This window comes from Streptomyces sp. CC0208 (assembly GCF_003443735.1).
GTDB lineage: Bacteria > Actinomycetota > Actinomycetes > Streptomycetales > Streptomycetaceae > Streptomyces > Streptomyces sviceus.
Window position 1 is genome coordinate 1,813,667 of the sequence record NZ_CP031969.1, and the last position, 19,692, is coordinate 1,833,358.

The 19,692-nt window shown below is 70.8% G+C and carries 18 protein-coding genes; 11 read left to right on the forward strand and 7 right to left on the reverse strand.

Annotated features, from left to right (window positions below; translation table 11 throughout):
* Positions 1 to 5: 5 nt before the first annotated feature.
* From D1369_RS08300 to D1369_RS08315, 4 genes are all read left to right on the forward strand, one after another.
* The gene (locus tag D1369_RS08300) at positions 6 to 1,376 is read left to right on the forward strand and encodes an FAD-binding oxidoreductase (protein ID WP_037901820.1); all 1,371 of its coding nucleotides are present in this window, start codon (positions 6 to 8) and stop codon (positions 1,374 to 1,376) included.
* Between the two features lie 3 nt (positions 1,377 to 1,379).
* The gene (locus tag D1369_RS08305; RefSeq protein WP_007385602.1) at positions 1,380 to 2,336 is read left to right on the forward strand and encodes a fumarylacetoacetate hydrolase family protein; all 957 of its coding nucleotides are present in this window, start codon (positions 1,380 to 1,382) and stop codon (positions 2,334 to 2,336) included.
* A 191-nt stretch (positions 2,337 to 2,527) separates the two neighbouring features.
* Positions 2,528 to 3,511: a LysR family transcriptional regulator gene (locus D1369_RS08310; protein WP_037901817.1), complete on the forward strand. Its 984-nt coding sequence runs from the start codon at positions 2,528 to 2,530 to the stop codon at positions 3,509 to 3,511.
* Between the two features lie 38 nt (positions 3,512 to 3,549).
* Positions 3,550 to 4,326: an SDR family oxidoreductase gene (locus tag D1369_RS08315; RefSeq protein ID WP_007385600.1), complete on the forward strand. Its 777-nt coding sequence runs from the start codon at positions 3,550 to 3,552 to the stop codon at positions 4,324 to 4,326.
* Positions 4,327 to 4,390: 64 nt separating this feature from the next.
* Here the strand turns inward: D1369_RS08315 and D1369_RS08320 are convergent, their stop codons facing one another.
* The 3 genes from D1369_RS08320 to D1369_RS08330 are packed head-to-tail and all read right to left on the reverse strand — an operon-like array spanning position 4,391 to position 7,149.
* Positions 4,391 to 5,926, reverse strand: a complete 1,536-nt coding sequence (locus D1369_RS08320; RefSeq protein WP_007385599.1) for an MFS transporter — start codon at positions 5,924 to 5,926, stop codon at positions 4,391 to 4,393.
* Positions 5,923 to 6,372: a VOC family protein gene (locus tag D1369_RS08325; protein ID WP_007385598.1), complete on the reverse strand. Its 450-nt coding sequence runs from the start codon at positions 6,370 to 6,372 to the stop codon at positions 5,923 to 5,925. Before D1369_RS08325 ends, D1369_RS08320 begins: the two co-directional genes overlap by 4 nt.
* 6 nt (positions 6,373 to 6,378) lie before the next feature.
* Positions 6,379 to 7,149, reverse strand: coding sequence for an SDR family NAD(P)-dependent oxidoreductase (locus D1369_RS08330; protein WP_007385597.1), 771 nt, complete (start codon positions 7,147 to 7,149; stop codon positions 6,379 to 6,381).
* 279 nt (positions 7,150 to 7,428) lie between these two features.
* Between D1369_RS08330 and D1369_RS08335 the strand changes: the two genes are divergently transcribed.
* The 6 genes from D1369_RS08335 to D1369_RS08360 all read left to right on the forward strand — a co-directional run bounded on the left by D1369_RS08335 (position 7,429) and on the right by D1369_RS08360 (position 13,027).
* On the forward strand, positions 7,429 to 8,637 hold the full coding sequence (locus tag D1369_RS08335; protein WP_007385596.1) for an FAD-binding oxidoreductase: 1,209 nt from the start codon (positions 7,429 to 7,431) through the stop codon (positions 8,635 to 8,637).
* Complete coding sequence (locus D1369_RS08340) at positions 8,634 to 8,933, forward strand: (2Fe-2S)-binding protein (RefSeq protein ID WP_007385595.1); 300 nt, start codon at positions 8,634 to 8,636, stop codon at positions 8,931 to 8,933. Before D1369_RS08335 ends, D1369_RS08340 begins: the two co-directional genes overlap by 4 nt.
* Complete coding sequence (locus D1369_RS08345) at positions 8,926 to 10,335, forward strand: NAD(P)/FAD-dependent oxidoreductase (RefSeq protein ID WP_037901813.1); 1,410 nt, start codon at positions 8,926 to 8,928, stop codon at positions 10,333 to 10,335. Before D1369_RS08340 ends, D1369_RS08345 begins: the two co-directional genes overlap by 8 nt.
* A 30-nt stretch (positions 10,336 to 10,365) precedes the next feature.
* Positions 10,366 to 11,262, forward strand: coding sequence for a dihydrodipicolinate synthase family protein (locus tag D1369_RS08350; RefSeq protein WP_007385593.1), 897 nt, complete (start codon positions 10,366 to 10,368; stop codon positions 11,260 to 11,262).
* A gap of 20 nt (positions 11,263 to 11,282) precedes the next feature.
* Positions 11,283 to 12,284: a proline racemase family protein gene (locus D1369_RS08355; protein ID WP_007385592.1), complete on the forward strand. Its 1,002-nt coding sequence runs from the start codon at positions 11,283 to 11,285 to the stop codon at positions 12,282 to 12,284.
* Positions 12,285 to 12,349: 65 nt separating this feature from the next.
* Entirely contained in the window at positions 12,350 to 13,027 is a 678-nt protein-coding gene (locus D1369_RS08360; protein WP_037901810.1) for a GntR family transcriptional regulator, read from the forward strand.
* A 24-nt stretch (positions 13,028 to 13,051) separates the two neighbouring features.
* Here the strand turns inward: D1369_RS08360 and D1369_RS08365 are convergent, their stop codons facing one another.
* The 4 genes from D1369_RS08365 to D1369_RS08380 all read right to left on the reverse strand — a co-directional run bounded on the left by D1369_RS08365 (position 13,052) and on the right by D1369_RS08380 (position 18,262).
* On the reverse strand, positions 13,052 to 14,539 hold the full coding sequence (locus D1369_RS08365) for a cellulose-binding domain-containing protein (RefSeq protein WP_118082368.1): 1,488 nt from the start codon (positions 14,537 to 14,539) through the stop codon (positions 13,052 to 13,054).
* Positions 14,540 to 15,111: 572 nt separating this feature from the next.
* Entirely contained in the window at positions 15,112 to 16,443 is a 1,332-nt protein-coding gene (locus tag D1369_RS08370) for a radical SAM protein (RefSeq protein WP_007385588.1), read from the reverse strand.
* Positions 16,444 to 16,501: 58 nt separating this feature from the next.
* On the reverse strand, positions 16,502 to 17,164 hold the full coding sequence (locus tag D1369_RS08375) for a pyridoxamine 5'-phosphate oxidase family protein (protein WP_007385587.1): 663 nt from the start codon (positions 17,162 to 17,164) through the stop codon (positions 16,502 to 16,504).
* A gap of 90 nt (positions 17,165 to 17,254) precedes the next feature.
* On the reverse strand, positions 17,255 to 18,262 hold the full coding sequence (locus tag D1369_RS08380) for a hydroxyacid dehydrogenase (protein ID WP_007385586.1): 1,008 nt from the start codon (positions 18,260 to 18,262) through the stop codon (positions 17,255 to 17,257).
* Positions 18,263 to 18,382: 120 nt separating this feature from the next.
* On the opposite strand from D1369_RS08380, the gene D1369_RS08385 reads away from it, so the two are divergent.
* Positions 18,383 to 19,636 (forward strand): FAD-binding protein, encoded by a 1,254-nt coding sequence (locus D1369_RS08385; protein WP_007385585.1) that lies wholly within the window; start codon positions 18,383 to 18,385, stop codon positions 19,634 to 19,636.
* Positions 19,637 to 19,692 lie beyond the last annotated feature (56 nt).

Genomic DNA, 19,692 nt, shown 5'->3' on the forward strand with positions numbered 1-19,692 from the left:
GCCCAGTGAGCACCCACCGTTTCTCCGGCACTCTCCACCTCCCCGGCGACGAGGACTTCGATGAGGCGTGCTTCGGCAGGGTCTTCAACGCCCGCCGCCCGTACGACCGGACGCCCGCCGCCGTACTGAAGGCCGCCACCGAACAGGACGTCGTCGAGGGCGTACGACTGGCCCTGCGTCGTGGCTGGCAGGTCGCCGTCCGCTCCGGCGGACACAGCTGGGCGGCCTGGTCGGTACGGCAGGACGCGCTGCTGATCGATCTCGGGAACTTCCGCGAGATGGCGTACGACCCGCAGACCGGCATCGTGACAGCGACGCCCAGCGTGAAGGGCGGCGACGAACTCAACCCGTACCTCGCCGAGGCCGGGCGCTTCTTCAACGGCGGGCACTGCCCCTCCGTCGGCATCGGCGGCTTCCTGCTCCAGGGCGGTCAGGGCTGGAACGCGCGCGGCTGGGGCTGGGCGGCGGAGAACATCGTGGCGATCGACGTCGTCACGGCCGAGGGCGAACTCGTGCGTGCCGACGAGACGCAGAACAGTGACCTGCTCTGGGCGGCGCGCGGCGCCGGGCCCGGGTTCTTCGGAGTCGTCACGCGCTTCCATCTGCGCACCCGCCCCCTGCCGAGGCACCTGGCGCACACCGTCCACGCCTACCCGCTGGACCTCTTCGACGAGGTCATGACCTGGCTGCAGGGCATGCACCACACGGTGTCGGACCTGGTGGAGATCGTCGCCGTCACGCAGACGCCACCGGGCGCGGAGGAACCGGTGCTCCTGGTCACGGGCGTGTCGATGACCGACACCCCCGAGCAGGCCGCCGATGCCCTGGCCCCGCTGCACGCCAACCCGTACGCCGACCGGGCCCTGTTCCGCGTCGAAGCGCAGCCCACCACGCCGGCCGAGCAACTCGCGGGTCAGCGCACCGCCAACCCCGAGGGCCACCGCTACCTCGTCGACAACGCCTGGTTGACCGGGCCCGCCGACGAGGTCGTCCCGGCGATGCGCAGGGCGTTCACCGAGCAACCCACCCGGCAGACCTTCACCATCTGGTTCTCCATGGCGCCACTGCGTGAACTGCCCGACATGGCTTTCTCGTTGCAGTCGGAGATCTACTGCGCGACGTACGTGATCCACGACGAGCCGGAGCGGGACGCGGAGCTGCGGGCCTGGCTGGACGAGGCGATGAGGGCACTGCAGCCGGTCACCGTGGGCCAGTACCTCGGGGACTCCGACCTGACCGTACGGCAGTTGAAGTTCATGGGTGACGAGCAGTGGCGCAGGCTCCAGGAGATCCGCGACGTACGCGATCCCAAGGGCCTGTTCGTGGGCTACCTGAGCGCAGGTTCTGTCACCAACACCAACCACTGGGAGCAGTGAGGCATGCGTTTCGCGACATACGAGTACGAGGGCGTGGAGCGCGCCGGTGTGGTCCGGGACGGGGTGGTGCACCCGCTTCCCGAGCAGGTCACCGTCCTGACGCTGGTCGAGCAGGAGGCCTTGTACGCCGCGGGGGCCGAAGCGCTCAGCGCCGCCAGCGAGCTGACGGTGGCCCAGGTGCGGCTTCTGCCGCCGCTGAAGCCGCCGTCCATCCGGGACTTCGTCGGTTTCGAGGCACACATCGAAGGGGTGTCCAAATCGCTGGACGGTCTGGAGCACGTTCCGCAGGAGTGGTACCGGGCGCCGAACTTCTACTTCACCAACCCGCACGCGGCATACGGCGCGCACGACGACGTACCCGTTCCCGCGGGCTGTTCGGTTCTCGACTTCGAGCTGGAGGTCGGGGCGGTCATCGGTCGCAGCGGACGCGACCTCACGCCTGAGCAGGCGCGCGAGCACATCGTCGGCTACCTCGTCTTCAACGACTGGTCGGCGCGCGACCTGCAGAAACCGGAGAAGAACCTGGGCCTCGGCTTCTCCAAGGGCAAGGACTTCGCGAACACGCTCGGCCCGTACCTGGTCACCGCCGACGAGGTGGAGGACCGGCGCGACCCGGACGGCTTCCTGGACCTGGAGATGACCGTCACCCTCAACGGCGAGCTGATCGGCCGGGACACCCTCGCCAACGTCTCCTGGACTTTCGAGGAGATGATCGCCTACGCCAGCCGGGACGCCTGGGTGCGCCCCGGGGACGTCCTCGGCTCGGGCACGTGCGGCTGGGGCGCGCTCGCGGAGCACTGGGGACGCCTGGGGGAGCGCACCCCGCCGCCGCTCACGCCCGGCGATGAGGTGGAGCTGACCGTGGAGCGGCTGGGGACGCTGCGCAACCAGGTCGTTCCGGGGCGCGCGGACGTCTACCTCCCGCGAGCGAGGAAGCGGGGGCGGACGCCCCGACCCTAGACCGTCGAGCTGTGTGGGGCCAGTGCCCAGCTGTTTCGGGCACTGGCCCCTTGACGTGCGGGTATGGCTTCGCCGAATGGCTCTCATCGCATCTTGGTGAAGGTTCGACCCCACTCTTTTCCGGACCGCAATATGGTGGTTACGCTCCCGATTCACCGATGCTTCAACGACGTGGCCGGAAGGGGACATCCGTGAGCCTGGGAGCGATCGATCTCAATCTTCTGCTTGCGCTGGAAGCGCTCCTGGAGGAGAAGAACGTCACCCACGCCGGTGTGCGCCTGTGCACCAGCCAGTCGGGGATGAGCGGCTCGCTGGCCCGGCTGCGCCGGCACTTCAACGACGAGCTGCTGGTGCGGGTAGGCCGGGAGTACGAGCTGACGCCGCTCGCCGAACGGCTGCTGCCGCTCGTCCAGGCGTCCCTGCACAAGGCGGAGGAGGCGCTGTCACTGACCCGGCACTTCGATCCGGAGCACAGTCGGCAGCGCTTCTCGGTGGTGATGTCGGACTACGTGATGACGGTGTTCGTGGAGCCGCTGCTGCGGGTGATCGCGCAGGAGGCGCCAGGCGTCCGCATCGACTTCCATCCCATCGTGGACGGGCAGCTGGAGACGGAGACGCACCTGCGGTGCCACGACCTGATGATCGTGCCGCTCGGCTACCAGATCCCAGGGGTGAGCGAGGCCGTGATGCACGACCGGTTCGTCTGTCTGGTCGACCCGGACAACCCGCGACTCGTGGACGGGCGGCTCGGTCTGCGGGACCTCGCGGAGATGCCGCACGCCGCGTGCTCGATCGGCAGGGGCAACACGCCCGTCGGCCGTCAGCTGGAGACCCTCGGCATCACCCCGAAGGTGCAGGTCAGCACACCTGGCTTCAGCGTCCTGCCGTTCCTGGTCAGCGGCACCGATCTGGTCACTCTGGTGCCGGAACGGCTCGCCCGCCGCTATGAAGGCTTCGCGCGCTGTGTCGCCGTCCCCACGCCGTTCCCCGACGTACCGCTGGTCGAGGCCATGCACTGGCACAACAACCGGCACGCGGACCCCGCGCACCGCTGGCTGCGCGAGACCGTACGCAAGGTCGGCGCCTCGCTGGACGAGCCGCTGGACCAGGAGATCACCGCCGTTGATACCACCCATGCCGAACATCCGTTTCCGGAGCTCAGCTCGGCTTTCTAGCGTGGTACGGGAGACATCCCGTATCCCCTGGAGGAGCCGTGAGCCCCTTGCGCCTGGCAGGCCGTACCGTCGTCATCACCGGAGCCGCACAGGGGCAGGGAGCCGCCGAGGTGACGGCCGCGGCCCAGGAGGGCGCGCGTGTGGTGGCCACCGATGTGCTGGACGAGGCGGGCGAGAAGCTGGCCGCGTCCCTGCGCGCCGACGATCTCGACGTGCGCTTCCGGCACCTGGACGTGACGTCGCCCGAGGACTGGTCGGCGCTGGCGTCGTCGCTGGAGACCGTGCACGGGCTGGTGAACAACGCGGGCATCCCCATGCGAGCCCGCCTGGGCGAGGTCGACCTCACCGACTGGAACCGGGCCTTCACGGTGAACACCACCGGCGCGCTGCTGGGCATCCAGGCACTCGCCCCGCTCATGCCCGTCGGCGCGTCGATCGTCAACGTGGGCTCGGTCGCCGGCCTGACCGCCCACCACGCGGTCGCTTACACGACCAGCAAGTGGGCCCTGCGGGGCCTGTCGAAGGTGGCCGCGCTGGAACTCGGCCCGCGGGGGATCCGTACGAACGTGATCCACCCCGGCTACATCGAGACCCCGCTGATGGCGACGGCGAACCCGGTGTTCGTCGAGGCCCATCTGTCGATGACACCGCTGGGCCGCGCCGGCCACACGGACGAGGTGGCCCCCCTGGTGGTGTACCTGCTGTCCGACGAGTCGGCGTACGTCAACGGCGCGGAGATCACCGTCGACGGCGGGTACGCGGCCCACGGCGGAGTGAAGGCGATCACGAACGCACTGGACACCGGCTCCGCGTAGGCCTCGCCGCACATGTGAGGAGGCCAGGGCTTCGGCCCTGGCCTCCTCTTCGCTGCGTTGCCCGCTACACGGACGCGGTCATCTGGATCGCCGGCTCGCCCGCGCCGACCGCGGAGCGGGCGGTGCTCTTGCGGACCAGCAGCAGGGTGACCAGCACGCCGAGCAGGGAGGCGCAGCCGCAGACCATCACACCGAGGGCCATGCCGTGGGCGAGGGCGGTCTGGGCGGCGGCCTTGGCGCTGTCGCTGCCGACGTTGACCACGGCGAGCGGTCCCGCCGCCTGCTGTATGCCGGCGTCCTTGCCACTGAGATTGCCCACCAGCGCCGAGGAGGCGGCGCCCATCGCGATCGTGCTGATCACGGCGGGGCCGAGTCCCTGTCCGAACTCGCGCACCAGGCTGGTGGCGCCGCTGGCCATGCCGGTCATGTGGATGGGCACAGCGTTCACGGCGGCGGACGTCAATGAGGACACGACGCAGATGAAGCCGACGCCGAGCAGCAGCACCGGGCCGAGGAAGGCCGTGAGGGAGGTCGTGGTGATGGGCAGCGCGGCGATCCAGAACTGTCCCGCGGCCATCGGCAGGAGACCTCCCATCAGCAGCCAGCGCGGCTCGACGCGGGTGAGCATCTTGCTGAGCACCGGCGCCAGCAGCAGCGGGATCAGCTGGAGGATCACCAGTGGCAAGCCGGCGCGCAGCGCGCTCAGGTGCATCACGGCGCCGAGCCGGATGGAGACGACGTACGCGGTGCCGACGAAGCCGAACATCCCGGCCAGCGCGACCACGGCCGCCGCCGAGAACGACGGGATGCGCAGCAGGTCCAGGTTGAACATGGGCGAGGCGGCACGCTTCTCGGCAGCGATGAAGGCGACGAGCGCCGCCGTGGCCAGGGCGAGCGCGCCGACGATCGCCGGGCTGCTCCAGCCTCGCTCGCCGCCCTCGATGATGCCCCAGAGCAGGGCGGTGAGGCCGACCGCGATGCTGATCTGGCCCGGCCAGTCGAGCGTGCGACCCTCGGGAGCCTTGGAGTCGGTGACGAGGAACCAACAGGTGACGGCCACGGCCAGTCCGAGAACGACCGGCGGCACGAACGCCCAGCGGAAGTCGGCGATCGTGGCGAGCACACCGGAGGACAGCGGGCCCGCGGCGGAGGCGATGGAGATGCTCAGCGCCCAGGTGGAGACGGCCTTGGCCCGGTCCTTCTGATCAGGCGTGGCAGCCGCGATCACCGCCAGGGAGCTGGGGAAGAGCGCGGCAGCGCCGATGCCGGCCAGCGCCTGCCCGACCCACAGCATGGTGATGTTCTGGGCGGTGGCGTTGAGGAGTTCCCCGAGTGCCAGGACGAATCCGCCGAGCACCAGAAGGCGCTTACGGCCGAACAGGTCGCCGACCACACCGAAGTTCAGTTCCAGAATGGCGGTGGGGAGAATGAAGGCCGAGGTCACCCATGCCACCTGGGACCCCGACGCCCCGAAAGCGGCCTGAATACTTCCGTTGATCGGCGCGGGCACGGTAATGCACAACTGTGCCACCGCCACGGCGAGACAACACGCGACAAGTGTTCCGCGGTCCAGTCTTCTCAGGGAGATCGAATCTTTCATTTTCCGTGCCCTCGCTCTGCGTTATCAAGGTGGGTTCCGACTTGCTTTTCGATGAGTTCGATGAGATTTCCCTCGGGGTCGCTGACCCAGGCCATGCGCACGCCGGGCTCGGGGGACGGCCCGGGTTTCACGATCTCGCCCGCCCCGTGGGCCAGGAGGGCCGTGTAAACGGGGTCCAGTTCGGGAGTGGTGAACGCGACGTGGCCGTATCCCTCGGTGAGGGCGGCGGTCATCGGGTCCGGTGCCCGCAGGCCCGGCGCCGAGCCGGGGCGGGCGAGGAGTTCGACACGCCAGCCATGGGGATGTTCCAGTACGACACCGCGCAGCCCCGGGATTCCAAGGTGGAAGTCGAAGACGCGTTTCAGCCCGAAGGCGTCCTGGTACCAGGCGGTCTGGGCTGCGAGATCGCGCACGTTGACGCCCACGTGGTCGAGTCGGGTGGTCACGGCCGCTCAGCCCGCCATCGCGCTGTCGCCGCCGTCGGCCATGAGGTTGGCGCCGTTGACGAAGGCCGCCTCGTCGGAGCAGAGGAAGGCGGCCGCGCGGGCGATGTCCTCCGGTTCGCCGACCCGGCCGACCGGGATGCGCGCCTCCATCCGGGCCCTGGGCCCGTCGGGGTCGTCGAGGAAGGGCGCGGTGGCGGAGGTGCGGATCATGCCGGGGGCGATGGTGTTGACGCGGATGCGGTGCGGGGCGCCGGCCGCGCACAGGTGCTTGCTCATCGCCAGCACTCCGCCCTTGGCGGCACCGTGCGGCACCATCGGCAGGAATGGCGCGCCGCGCACGGCGGCCACGGAGGCGACGTTGAGGACGGCACCGCCACCGCGCGCGATCAGGTGTGGCCAGGCCGCCCGCGTGCAGAGGTAGGGAATGTCCAGCTCGTTGCGGAGGGTGAAGTACCAGTCCTCGACGGGCTGGGTGTCGAACGGACCGTTCCGCAGCGCGGAGGCGTTGTTGTAGAGGATGTCGATCCCGCCGAAGGCCGCGATGCCGGCCTCGATCCACTCCCGGGAGCCCTCCTCGGTGGAGAGATCGACGGGCGCCAGGGACCGCATGACTCCCCCGGCCTTCTCCACGATGTCGACGGTCTCGGCCGCACTCTCCTTGTCGATGTCACAGCCGAATACAGTGGCGCCTTCGGAGGCGAATATCCGGGCCGCGGCACGGCCTATTCCGGCTCCTGTTCCACTGATGAAGGCGATTTTCCCAACCAGTCGACCCATATGAATTCCTGTGTCCCTTGTCCCATTCCGCCAAGGCGCGGTGGTGGCAGCGTAGGGAGGGGACTGGGCTGTAACAAGAAGAAGGTCAGCGATAGGGCATCGGACGTTCGTATGGCAGGTATGGGCGTGGCTCACAGCGGCACGGAAAGCGTCCGTACGCGGTTTTGCCCACGAGGCCGGTTGACAGAGCGGCCGGGGGCGGAGAGCGGGTGTGGGGTTGACGCGCCCCGAGGCTGTCGGGGTGTTCCCGCTCACAGCGGCATGTGACATAGTACTGATGTGAGCAAGCGACTGACCTGCGATGTCGTGGTCGTCGGAGCCGGGATGGTGGGCGCGGCCTGCGCCCTGTACGCCGCCCGGGCGGGCCTCGACGTGATCGTCGTCGACCGCGGCGCGGTGGCCGGCGGCACGACCGGCGCCGGTGAGGGCAATCTCCTGGTCTCCGACAAGGAGCCGGGTCCCGAGCTCGACCTCGCCCTGCTGTCCGGCCGGTTGTGGGCCGGCCTGGCACAGGAGGTGGGCGACGCGATCGAGTACGAGCTCAAGGGCGGCGTGGTCGTCGCCGCCACCCCCGACGCCCTCGAAGCCCTGGAGAAGTTCGCGACCGGGCAGCGGGCCGCGGGCGTCGAGGCGGTGCGGGTGGACGCGGATCGGCTCCGGGAGCTGGAGCCCCAGGTGGCGCCCGGGCTCGCCGGCGGTGTGCTGTATCCCCAGGACGCGCAGGTCATGCCCACGCTGGCCGCCGCCCGTCTCGTACGCGCCTCGGGTGCCCGCCTGGTCACGGGGGCGGCGGTGACCGAGGTACTGCGCGGTGCCGGCGGCGCCGTACGCGGGGTGCGGACCGGCCGGGGCGAGATCCACGCGCCGCATGTCGTCAACGCCGCCGGGACCTGGGGCGGTGAGCTGGCCGCGCTGGCGGGAGTGCACCTCCCCGTGCTCCCCCGGCGCGGTTTCGTCCTCGTCACCGAGCCCCTCCCCCGCCTGGTCCGCCACAAGGTGTACGCCGCCGACTACGTGGCCGACGTGGCCAGCGACTCGGCGGCCCTGCAGACCTCGCCGGTCGTCGAGGGGACGGCGGCGGGGCCCGTCCTGATCGGCGCGACCCGTGAACGGGTGGGCTTCGACCGCTCGTTGTCGCTGCCCGCGCTGCGGGCACTGGCGGCGGGCGCGACCCGGCTGTTCCCGTTCCTGGAGCGCGTGCGCGCGATGCGGACGTACCTCGGCTTCCGGCCGTACCTGCCCGACCACCTGCCCGCGATCGGCCCCGACCCGCGGGTGCCCGGCCTGTTCCACGCGTGCGGGCACGAGGGCGCGGGCATCGGACTGTCCACCGGGACAGGGCAGTTGATCGCGCAGGTGCTGGCCGGGGAAGCGCCGGCGCTGGATCTGGGACCGTTTCGGCCCGACCGTTTTCCCGTCTCCCCACCACTCGCCTCCTCGTCCAGTTCCTCGTCCAGTCCCGCGTCCGACTCCGAGGGGGCCTCGTGAATCCGCTGGAACTGGCGGGCGCCGAACCCGGTCCCGCCTTCACCGTCACCCTCGACGGGCGGGAGATCGAGGCCCTGCCCGGCCGGACCGTCGCCGCCGCGCTGTGGACGGCGGGGGTCACCTCCTGGCGCACCACCCGGGGCGAGGGCCGCCCGCGCGGGATCTTCTGCGGCATCGGCGTCTGCTTCGACTGCCTGGTGACCGTCAACGACCGCCCGAACCAACGGGCTTGTCTGGTCCCCCTCCAACCGGGTGACGCGATCCGCACGCAGGAGGGGACGGGCCACCATGGGTGAACCGGAACTGGCGGTGATCGGCGCGGGCCCGGCCGGGCTCGCGGCCACCCTCGCGGCGGCCGCCCGCGGCGTCCACGTCACGCTGATCGACTCGGCGGCGGAGGCGGGCGGGCAGTTCTACCGGCAGCCCGCACCGGGGCTCGGGGCCCGTCGCCCACAGGCACTGCACCATCAGTGGCGGACCTGGGAGAGGCTGCGGGACGGACTGCGCACACACGTACAGGCAGGCCGGGTACGGCACTTGACGGATCATCACGTATGGATCGTCGAGCGCCGGGGGGCCGTCGGGCTCACCGTGCACGCCCTCCGCGGCCCGGAGCAGGAGGAGCCGGCCGAGGTGCGCGCCGACGCGGTCCTCCTCGCCACCGGCGGCTACGAGAAGGTGCTGCCCTTCCCCGGCTGGACCCTGCCCGGTGTCGTCACCGCGGGCGGGGCGCAGGCCATGCTCAAGGGCGGCCTCGTCCTGCCCGGCCGTACCGTTGTCGTCGCCGGGACCGGACCGCTGCTGCTGCCCGTCGCCACCGGGCTCGCGGCGGCGGGCGCTACCGTCGCCGCGCTGGTGGACTCGGCCGACCCGACGTCGTTCGTACGGCGGTCCCGGGCGCTGGCGGCCCGGCCGGACAAGGTGGCCGAAGGCGCCGGGTACGCGGGCCTGTTGCTCCGGCACCGGGTGCGTACGCTTCTGCGCCACACCGTCGTGGAGGCACACGGCGCCGAGCGGCTGGAGGCGGTCACCATCGCCGCCCTCGACCGGGACGGACGCGTGCGCCCCGGCACCCGGCGGCGGCTCGTCTGTGACGCCCTGGCCGTGGGCCACGGCATGCTGCCGCACACCGACCTCGCCGACGCGCTGGGCTGCCGGGTCGACGGGACGGACGTGCACGTCGACGACGAGCAGCGCACCGATGTGCCGGGCGTGTGGGCGGCCGGCGAGACCACCGGCATCGGCGGCTCCGCCCTGTCGCTCGCCGAGGGGCACATCGCCGGGCGGTCGATCGCGGCACGGCTGGCCGGGCGGGTGCCGGACCGGGGTGAGTGGGCGGCCGCGGCGCGCACCCGGAAGAGGCTGCGGGCCTTCTTCGCCGCCGTCGACTCCGTGTACGCGCCGCCCGCGCACTGGGCCGAGCAGGTCACCGACGAGACGGTGGTGTGCCGTTGCGAGGAGGTGTCGGCCGGTGCCGTGCGGGAGGCGGTGCGGGAGCTGGGGGCCGGTGATCTGCGGACCGTGAAGCTGCTCACGCGGGCCGGGATGGGCTGGTGCCAGGGCCGGATGTGCGAGCCCGGGGTGGCCGGAGTCGCCGGGTGCGCCCAGACCGCGGGGCGCAGACCGTTCGCGCGGCCGGTGCCGCTGGGCGTACTGGCGCGGGCCGGAGAAACCGCGACCAGTGAAATGGATCAGTGAAATGTCACACCCCATGGAGAGGGAATCCGTATGACCACCACCGACCCCCGCCCGTGGCGCGGTGTCCTCGTCGCCACCGCCCTCCCGCTGAACGACGACCTGTCCGTGAACCACGACCGGTACGCCGAGCACTGCGCCTGGCTGGTCGAGAACGGCTGCGACGGCGTCGTACCGAACGGCTCGCTCGGCGAGTACCAGGTACTCACGGCCGAGGAGCGGGCCAAGGTCGTGGAGACGGCCGTGGCCGCGATCGGCGGTGAGCGGGTGATGCCGGGTGTCGCCGCGTACGGCTCTGCGGAGTCGCGCCGCTGGGCCGAGCAGGCGCGCGACGCGGGCTGCGCGTCCGTGATGCTGCTGCCGCCCAACGCCTACCGTGCCGACGAGCGGTCGGTGCTCGCGCACTACGCCGAGGTCGCGAAGGCGGGCCTGCCGATCGTGGCGTACAACAACCCCATCGACACCAAGGTCGACCTGGTGCCTGAGCTGCTGGCCAAGCTGCACTCGGAGGGGTGGATCCAGGCGGTCAAGGAGTTCTCCGGTGATGTCCGGCGCGCCTATCAGCTTGCCGAACTCGCGCCGGAACTGGACCTGTTGATCGGCGCCGACGACGTCCTGCTGGAGCTGGCACTCGCCGGGGCGAAGGGCTGGGTGGCCGGGTACCCGAACGCGCTGCCCAGGTCGTCGGTCGAGCTGTACCGGGCCGCCGTCGGCGGTGACCTCGCCACCGCGAGGAAGCTGTACGAGCAGCTGCACCCGCTGCTGCGCTGGGACTCCAAGGTCGAGTTCGTGCAGGCGATCAAGTTGTCGATGGACCTCGTGGGCCGCCACGGCGGAAGGTGCCGTCCGCCGCGGGTCCCGCTGCTGCCCGAGCAGGAGGCCGTCGTGCGGGCCGCCACGGAGCAGGCCGTCGCTGCGGGACTCGCGTAACTCATCAAGGAGAGCGGACCATGCGCAGCAAACTCGTCCTGCACGCCGTCGACTCGCACACCGAGGGCATGCCCACCCGCGTGATCACCGGCGGGATCGGCACGATCCCCGGCGCGACCATGAACGAGCGGCGGCTGTACTTCCGTGAGCACCGCGACGACATCAAGCGGCTCCTGATGAACGAGCCGCGCGGCCACGCGACGATGAGCGGCGCGATTCTCCAGCCGCCGGCCCGCCCGGACTGCGACTGGGGGGTCGTCTACATCGAGGTCTCGGGCTATCTGCCGATGTGCGGGCACGGCACGATCGGGGTGGCGACCGTGCTGGTGGAGACCGGGATGGTCGAGGTCGTGGAGCCGGTCACCACGATCCGGCTCGACACCCCGGCGGGCCTCGTCGTCGCCGAGGTCGTGGTGGAGGACGGCCGGGCGAAGAACGTCACGCTGCGGAACGTGCCCTCGTTCTCCGTCGCCCTGGACCGCAAGATCGCACTGGCCGACGGGCGGACGGTGACATACGACCTGGCGTACGGCGGCAACTTCTACGCCATCCTGCCGCTGGAGGAGTTCGGGCTGCCCTTCGACCGGGCCCGGAAGGACGACATCCTGAAGGCGGGGCTGTCCCTCATGGCGGCGATCAACGCCGAGGAGGAACCCGTCCACCCGGAGGATCCGTCCATCCGCGGCTGTCACCACGTCCATCTGATCGCGCCCGGTGCCACCGCCCGCCACTCCCGGCACGCGATGGCCATCCATCCCGGCTGGTTCGACCGGTCCCCCTGCGGCACCGGTACCAGTGCACGCATGGCCCAGTTGCACGCGCGCGGTGAACTCCCGCTGCACACCGAGTTCGTGAACGAGTCCTTCATCGGGACGCGGTTCACGGGCCGGCTGCTCGGCACCACCGAGGTCGCGGGCCGTCCCGCCGTGCTGCCCAGCTTCACCGGGCGCGCGTGGATCACCGGCACGGCCCAGTACCTGCTCGACCCGACCGATCCGTTCCCGGCGGGATTCGTCCTGTGAGCCCGGAGGGCGTCGAGGATAATGCCGGGTGCCGCGTGACATTGCACCACTAGGAGATGCCCCTCATGGCCGCCCAGCGATCCAGCACCCCCGCTCTTCCCGTTCTCGGCGGAAAGAAGAGCAGCTACCGGGAGCGGGTCGCCGACGCCCTGCGGGCCGCGCTGATCGCGGGTGAACTCCTCCCGGGGCAGGTGTACTCGGCGCCCGCGCTCGCCGCCCGCTTCGGTGTGTCGGCCACGCCCGTGCGCGAGGCCATGCTCGACCTCGCCAAGGAGGGCTTGGTCGACACCGTCCCCAACAAGGGGTTCCGGGTCACCGCGGTCTCCGAGAAGCAGCTCGACGAGTACACCCACATCCGCTCGCTCATCGAGATCCCCACCGTGGTCGAGCTGGCCTCGACCGCCGACCCGGTCTCCCTGGAGGCGCTGCGACCGGCCGCCCGGGAGATCGTGCAGGCGGCGGTGTCAGGCGACCTGATCGCCTACGTCGAGGCCGACACCCGCTTCCACCTCGGCCTGCTCGCCCTCGCGGGCAACTCCCACCTGGTCGAGGTGGTCGGCGACCTGCGCAAGCGGTCGCGTCTCTACGGCCTCACCCCGCTGGTGAAGTCCGGCCGCCTGCTGGCCTCCGCCGAGGAGCACCTCGAACTCCTCGACGCGCTGATCGCCCGCGACGAGCGGGCGGTCCACGCGGTCATGACCCGGCACATCGGGCACGTCCGGGGGTTGTGGGCGGCCAAGTAGGCGAGGGCGCGATCTGACGTTTTGTCAGGACTTTGCGCACTCCTGCCCGTTGAGGGAGAAGTCGTAGGCAGGGGCGTTCTTGCCCTGCCAGGAGGCGAGGAAGCCGAGGGAGAGCGAACCGTCCGCGGCGACCGACTTGTTGTAGGCCTCGGCGGTCGCGGTGACCTTCGAGCCGCTCTGGGTGAAGTTCGCGTCCCACATCTGCGTCACCTTCTGGCCGTCCTTGAAGGACCAGGTGATCCGCCAGTCGTCGAGCGCCTCGGCGGTGGTGACGGTGACCTCGGCCTGGAAGCCGTCGGGCCACTGGTTGACGAGGGCGTACTCGAAGCGGCAGGCCGGTGCGGCGCTCTCGCCGGGCTCCGGTTCCTCGGCGCCGGCGGAGGAGGTGCCCTGGGGTTCCGGGTCGGAGTTCGTCGCACCCGTGGACTCCGACGGGTTCCCCGTGGGCGTCCCGAAGGTCTGCGCCGAGCCGGGCGCCCGCGAGGTGACGGCGGGGACGGAGGAGGTGAGGACGGAGGAGGTGGGGTTGGCCACCGGCTGGCCCTCGGCGGTGGTGCCGGGCCCCGCGGCGCCGTTCTTCATGTCGTCGCCCGGCATCATCGAGACCGCGAGGGCGAGCAGGGAGACGAGGACAGCGGCGACGAGCAGCCCGTTGCGCGCCACCTTCGCCTTGTGTGCGCCGGGGTTGGGGGGCCCGCTCTCCAGGGCGTGCGGGCGCCCGGCACCGAGACGCACCTCGGCGGCCCGGCGGCGGCGCTCCAGATAGGCGAGCCCGCCCCAGCCGATCACCCCGCCGGCGAGGGCCGCGGGCAGCCCGCCGCCGTGCAGTCGAAGACAGGCTGCGGCCTCCGCGCACTGCTGGCATCGCGCGAGATGGCGGGAGAGGTCGGCCGGTGCCTCGCCGGAGGCGGAGCGGGTGACGGCGTCCAGCAGCCGTGCGTAACTGCGGCAGTGCGTGTCCATCGGCATGTCGAGGTGGTTGCGGTGGCTGCGGTCCCGGAACAGGACGCGGACCTGGGCGAGTTCTTCGCCCACGGTGGCCGGGTCGAGGCCGAGCCGACGGGCCACCACGGGCAGCGGCAGCGCCTCCACCTCGGCCAGCCACAGCAGTTCGGCGTCCGCCGCCTGCAGATCGCGCAGTCCGCGCAGGGCGATGGGGCGCTGCAGCGGTGGCCCGGTGTAGCGGGTGGCCTTGTCGGAGTTGAGCCACAGCCGCAGATCGGGGTCGAGGCGGTGGCCGAGGCCCTGCGTCTCCCAGTCCGCCGCGATGGTGCGAACGGCGGTGAGCAGCAGGGGTATCCGGGGCAGCCGGGCCGGACGGCGGCCGGCACCGCGGACGGCGGCATCCGCCTCCCGGGCCTCACGCGTGCCGAGGGAGAACGCCTCCGTGGCCAGTTCGGTGGCGGCGGTGGAGCCGGCCGTGCACAGATCGGCGTACGACAGCACGGCATCCCAGCACTCGGAGAACAGCGCGGCCTCGGCGGCGTCCTGGGGGGTCGGCAGGTCGGGCATGGGTCTCCTGCATCCAAAGCGAGGTCAACTCGCCATACTGGCAAAGGAGTTGCGGGGAACCTCGCGGCAGGACAGGAGCCTTTCACGTCTCCCACACAACTGACAAGCAGGCTATTCAAATCGGTTACCGAGGGTTCGGTCCACTCCCCCACGGCATATTGCTGCGCGGAGTCACGTCCTTGTGTACGGACCGGAAGCGGGAACGTATCAATCCCGCCACACAGGAACCAGCCGTAACGCGGAATCAGTCCCGCTGTCGGTGCCCGGACATGGCGGGCCACTCACACTGCCGGGGGTGGTGAACGCGCGCGACGGAAGACGCCTCGGAGCCGGACGGGGGGGTCGGCGCCGCTCGTTCGGCGGCAGAAACCGGTCACGGCCGAGGCCCACCCTCGCGCGGGGGGCGGACCTCGGCCTTGGCCTGTTCCGAAGGGTCGAAACGGTTCCGAAGAGTCGAACGGATCCGAAGGGTCGGACCCGAGTCGGCGCCGAAGCCGTCAGGCTTGAACCGGCGCCGTCAGGCTTGAACCGGCGCCGAAGCCGTTCTCAGACCCAGGCCGGTTCCGGAGCCGTCAGACCTCGGCCGCCTCGGCCGGTTCCGGGGCCTCCGGAAGGCTGTCCATGAAGGAGCTCACCGAGAACACGGCGCGACCGGGTCCGGGCGGGCCGTAGCCGGGAGGCGAGGAGAGCCCGAAGTCGTCCATGGTCTGGCGGTAGGCCTGGAGCAGCCGGATGTGGTACTCCAGCGGCGCGCCCTGCGGGTTGGCCTTGCCGAGCGGAGTCGTCGGCTCGGGGCACCAGGTGGTGAAGCGGGGCGTGATGCCGTGCGACATGAAGAACCGCAGGCCCTCGGTGGTGGAGGCGATGGCCTCGTCGACCGTCTTGAAGCCGAAGGGCTCCGCCATCTCGACGCCCGCGACGAAGTTGGGGATGACATTGCGCGCCCCGAACACCTCCGCCGAGTCCAGGATGCGCTTGTGCCACACGTCCCGGCCGACGTACCGCTCCTTGCCCGGGCAGTACATCTTGAAGAGGTACTCGTCCCACACCTCGTAGTTGGGGTGGTAGATCTGCACGCCGTAGTCCTTGAACCGCTGCACGTCGTCCCGCGGCAGCGCCTGGGCCACGACCTTGCCGATCCACCGGCCCGGGAAGCGCTCCTCGATGGCCTTGGCGTAGTGGCCGTAGAAGTCGGCCTCGTCGCGCCCCGAGACGGTCTTGGTGATCGCGCCGCCGGTGAGCGTGTAGGCGGTGGACACCTTCGCGGTGTCGTACCGGTCGATGATCTCCAGGGCTTCGAGGACCTCCTCGACGTCCTTGACCCCGGTGTACGGCCGCCCGGCCGCCTTGTGCTGGCGCCAGTTGTGGTTGATGTCGCAGTACTGGCACTCCTCCTTGGCGCCGAAGTACTGGCAGACCCGGAAGACGGTCAGGTAGATCAGGTAGCCCCACTGGATGGTCGGGGCGACCTCCATGACGGACTTCCCGCTGGAGAGCTTGTGCCGGTAGTACTCCGGCATCGGCGGCACACCCACGTCGGCGATCCGCTTCCCGTCGAGGTAGAGGCCGAGCAGCCCTTCCTCGTCGGCGGCCACGCGGTACGGCGAGGACGGATTGACCCGCACCGACACCACGGTCCGCCTGAGGTCGTACGGCCCGCCGGTGAGGATGATCTCCTCCGGCGGCCGGCGCAGCGCGGCCTCGCCCAGCTCCGGCAGGGTGCCGTGGTCGAAGGAGAAGATGAAGTACGACTTCGGCTTCACCTCACCGGACTCGTTGTCGCTGAGGGCTGACGGGTCGAAGGCCACGCCACCTCGCAGCAGGTCCTCCTTGAAGACGGCTTCCCGCGGAACCTGCGGAAACCGCTCCATCAGATCTTCGACCAGCGCGGTACGGCTGCCCATCCCGTATCTCCTCCCGGATCGGACGTACGACTCCTCACGGTATGCCCTCGCTCGGACATCAGCCGTGCCGGGTCCCCTCACGGCGTGCGATATGGGGCGGTACGGGGGTTTCCAGAGGCAGTGACGGGTCCGGAACGGGCGTGCCCCACGCCGAGGTGAGCGGAAGCACACCGGCCCACAGCCCCAGCTCGGCGTCGGGCCCGTCGCCGTCGTCGGGGGCGCCCGTACGGATCTTGACGGAGGCCTCGTCGAGGCGGAGGGCGAGCAGAGTGGTGGCCGCGAGCTCCTTCCGGCTGGGCTGCCGGGCGTACGTCCACTGTCCGGGCGTCGCGTGTTCGGTCAGCAGGCGCAGGCCGGCCAGCTTCTCCTGCGGGTCGGTCACCTTGCGGGCCTCGCCGTGGATCATGGCGCTGCGGTAGTTGACGCCGTGTTCGAAGACGGACCGCGCGAGGACCAGCCCGTCGACGTGCGTGACGGTGACACAGACCGGCGTACCGCCCGCGAGGCTGCGGCTGGCGACCGAGCCGTGCAGGTAGAGCTGCCGCTCGTCGCGCCCGTACACCGTGGGCACGACCAGCGGCCGCCCCTCGACCACGACCCCGAGATGACAGACGAACCCCGCGTCGAGGATCGCCTCCAGGTCGGCCCGGTCCAGGCTGCCCTGCTCGCGCAGGCGCCGGTGGCGGGTGAGGTCGGTCTCGGGAAGCTGCTCAGAAGCCACGAACCAGGACGCTACTGATTCAGCGATTCCATGGCCAGTCTCCAACCCAGTTGGACCTTGAAGCAGCCGTAGAACAACGAAATCCGTAGCTCAGGCCGTTCGCTCCAGCTCGGCGAAGTCCACCGGACACGCGAGCCCGGCCCCGGACACCACCCGCTCCGCCTCGGCGGCGACCGCCAGCCCCAGTCGGGCCAGCTCGTTGCCCTGTGAGCCCGCGAGGTGCGGGGTGACGAAGGCACCCGGAAGGTCGTGGAGGGGGGAGTCGGCGGGCAGCGGCTCCGGGTCGGTGACGTCGAGGATCGCGGACAGGCGGCCGGTGCGCAGCTCGTCCACGAGGGCGTCCGTGTCGACCAGGCTCCCCCGCGCGGTGTTGATCAGGACCCCTCCGTCCGGCATCAGGGCCAGTTCGCGGCGGCCGATCAGGTGCCGGGTCTCAGGGGTCTCCGGGGCGTGGACGGTCACGATGTCCGAGGTGCGCAGCAGGTCGTCCAGCCCCACCAGGGGGACGCCCAGCCCCGCGGCCCCCGCCTCGTCGACGTACGGGTCGCTCAGGCTCACCGCGAGGTCGAACGGCCGCAGCAGCTCGATCACCTTCCGCCCGATCCGGGACGCCCCGATCACCCCGACCCGCCGCCCGTGGTTGCCGATGCCGGGCACGACGCCCCAGCCGGGAGAGACCCGCTCGGCGCGCAGTCGCTCGCGGCGCACGAAGACGTCCTTGCCGGCGAGCAGGATCATGGCGAGCGTGTACTCGGCGACGGGCACCGCGTTGGCCTCGGCCGCCGAGGACACGGCGATCCCGCGCCGCCAGATCTCGGGGCCGGCGAAGCCCTTGACCGAGCCGGCCGAGTGCAGGACGGCCCGGAGTTTCGGGGCCGCGTCGAGGACGGCCGTGTCCAGACGGGGGCAGCCCCAGCCGGTCACGAGGATCTCGGTGCGGGCCAGGACGTCCGCGAAGGCCGGGTCGGTGAGATCCTCGGCCACCAGAGCGGGATCGATGTCCACCCACTCCCGCAGTCGCGCCAGCACCTCGGGCGGGAAGAGGAGCGGCACGTTCTCGGCGGTCATGGCGAACAACGCCTGAGGTCGCTCGGACAAGGTGGGAGTCCTCCATACCTGCGGAAAAGCATACGAAACGGTTGTAGAAAACGCTCTCTACGGTAGGCCCCGACAAATGAGAGGGTCAACGCATACACACTCCCAGGAGGAACGACGGACATGTCGGAGACGATCACCAACTGGGCGGGGAACATCACCTACTCCGCCAGGGAACTGCACCGGCCCCACTCGCTCGACGAGCTCGCCGCCCTCGTCGCCGACAGCGCGCGGGTGCGGGTGCTGGGCAGCGGGCATTCCTTCAACGAGATCGCCGAGCCGGGCCCGGAAGGTGTCCTGCTGACGATCGCCGACCTGCCGGCGGTGATCGACGTGGACACCGAGGCCCGTACGGTACGGGTCGCGGGCGGCGTCCGGTACGCCGACCTGGCCCGCACGGTCCACGCCCACGGCCTCGCGCTGCCCAACATGGCGTCGCTGCCGCACATTTCGGTGGCCGGCTCGGTGGCGACCGGCACCCACGGCTCGGGCGTCGGCAACGGTCCGCTCTCCTCGGCCGTGCGTGAGGTGGAGCTGGTCACCGCGGACGGCTCGCTGCAGACCATCGGCCGGGACGACCCGCGTTTCGGCGGCGCGGTCACCTCGTTGGGCGCGCTCGGTGTCGTCACCGCGCTCACCCTGGACCTCGTGCCCTCCTTCGAGGTGGAGCAGTACGTCTTCACCGAACTCCCCCTCGCCGGCCTGGATTCGGCGGCCTTCGAGACGGTCATGTCGACGGCGTACAGCGTCAGCCTGTTCACCGACTGGGGCGCGCCGGGCTTCCGGCAGGTCTGGGTCAAGCGGCGGACGGACCAGCCGCTCGCCGACTTCCCGTGGGCCGCACCCGCCACCGAGAAGATGCACCCGGTGCCGGGCATGCCCGCGGTCAACTGCACCGAGCAGTTCGGGGTGCCGGGGCCCTGGCACGACCGACTGCCGCACTTCCGGGCCGAGTTCACACCGAGCAGCGGGGCGGAACTCCAGTCGGAGTACCTGCTGCCGCGCCAGTACGCCCTTGAGGCGCTGCACGCGGTGGACGGCGCCCGGGAGACGGTCGCCGGGGTGCTCCAGATCTGCGAGGTGCGGACGGTGGCCGCCGACGAGCAGTGGCTGAGCCCCTCCTACGGCCGGGACACCGTGGCCCTGCACTTCACCTGGATCGAGGACACCGCGGCCGTCCTGCCGGTGGTACGCCGGCTGGAGGAGGCACTGGAGCCCTTCGACGCGCGGCCGCACTGGGGCAAGGTGTTCACCACGCCCGCCGAGATCCTGCGCGAGCGCTACCCGAGGCTCGGCGACTTCCGGAAGCTGGCGCGTGAGCTGGACCCCGAGGCAAAATTCGCCAACGCCTTCGTGCGGGCCGTACTCGACGCCTGACTTTATAAAACCCCTTTCCTAACCCCTTGTACAAAGTCCCTCGCAGCCCATAGCCT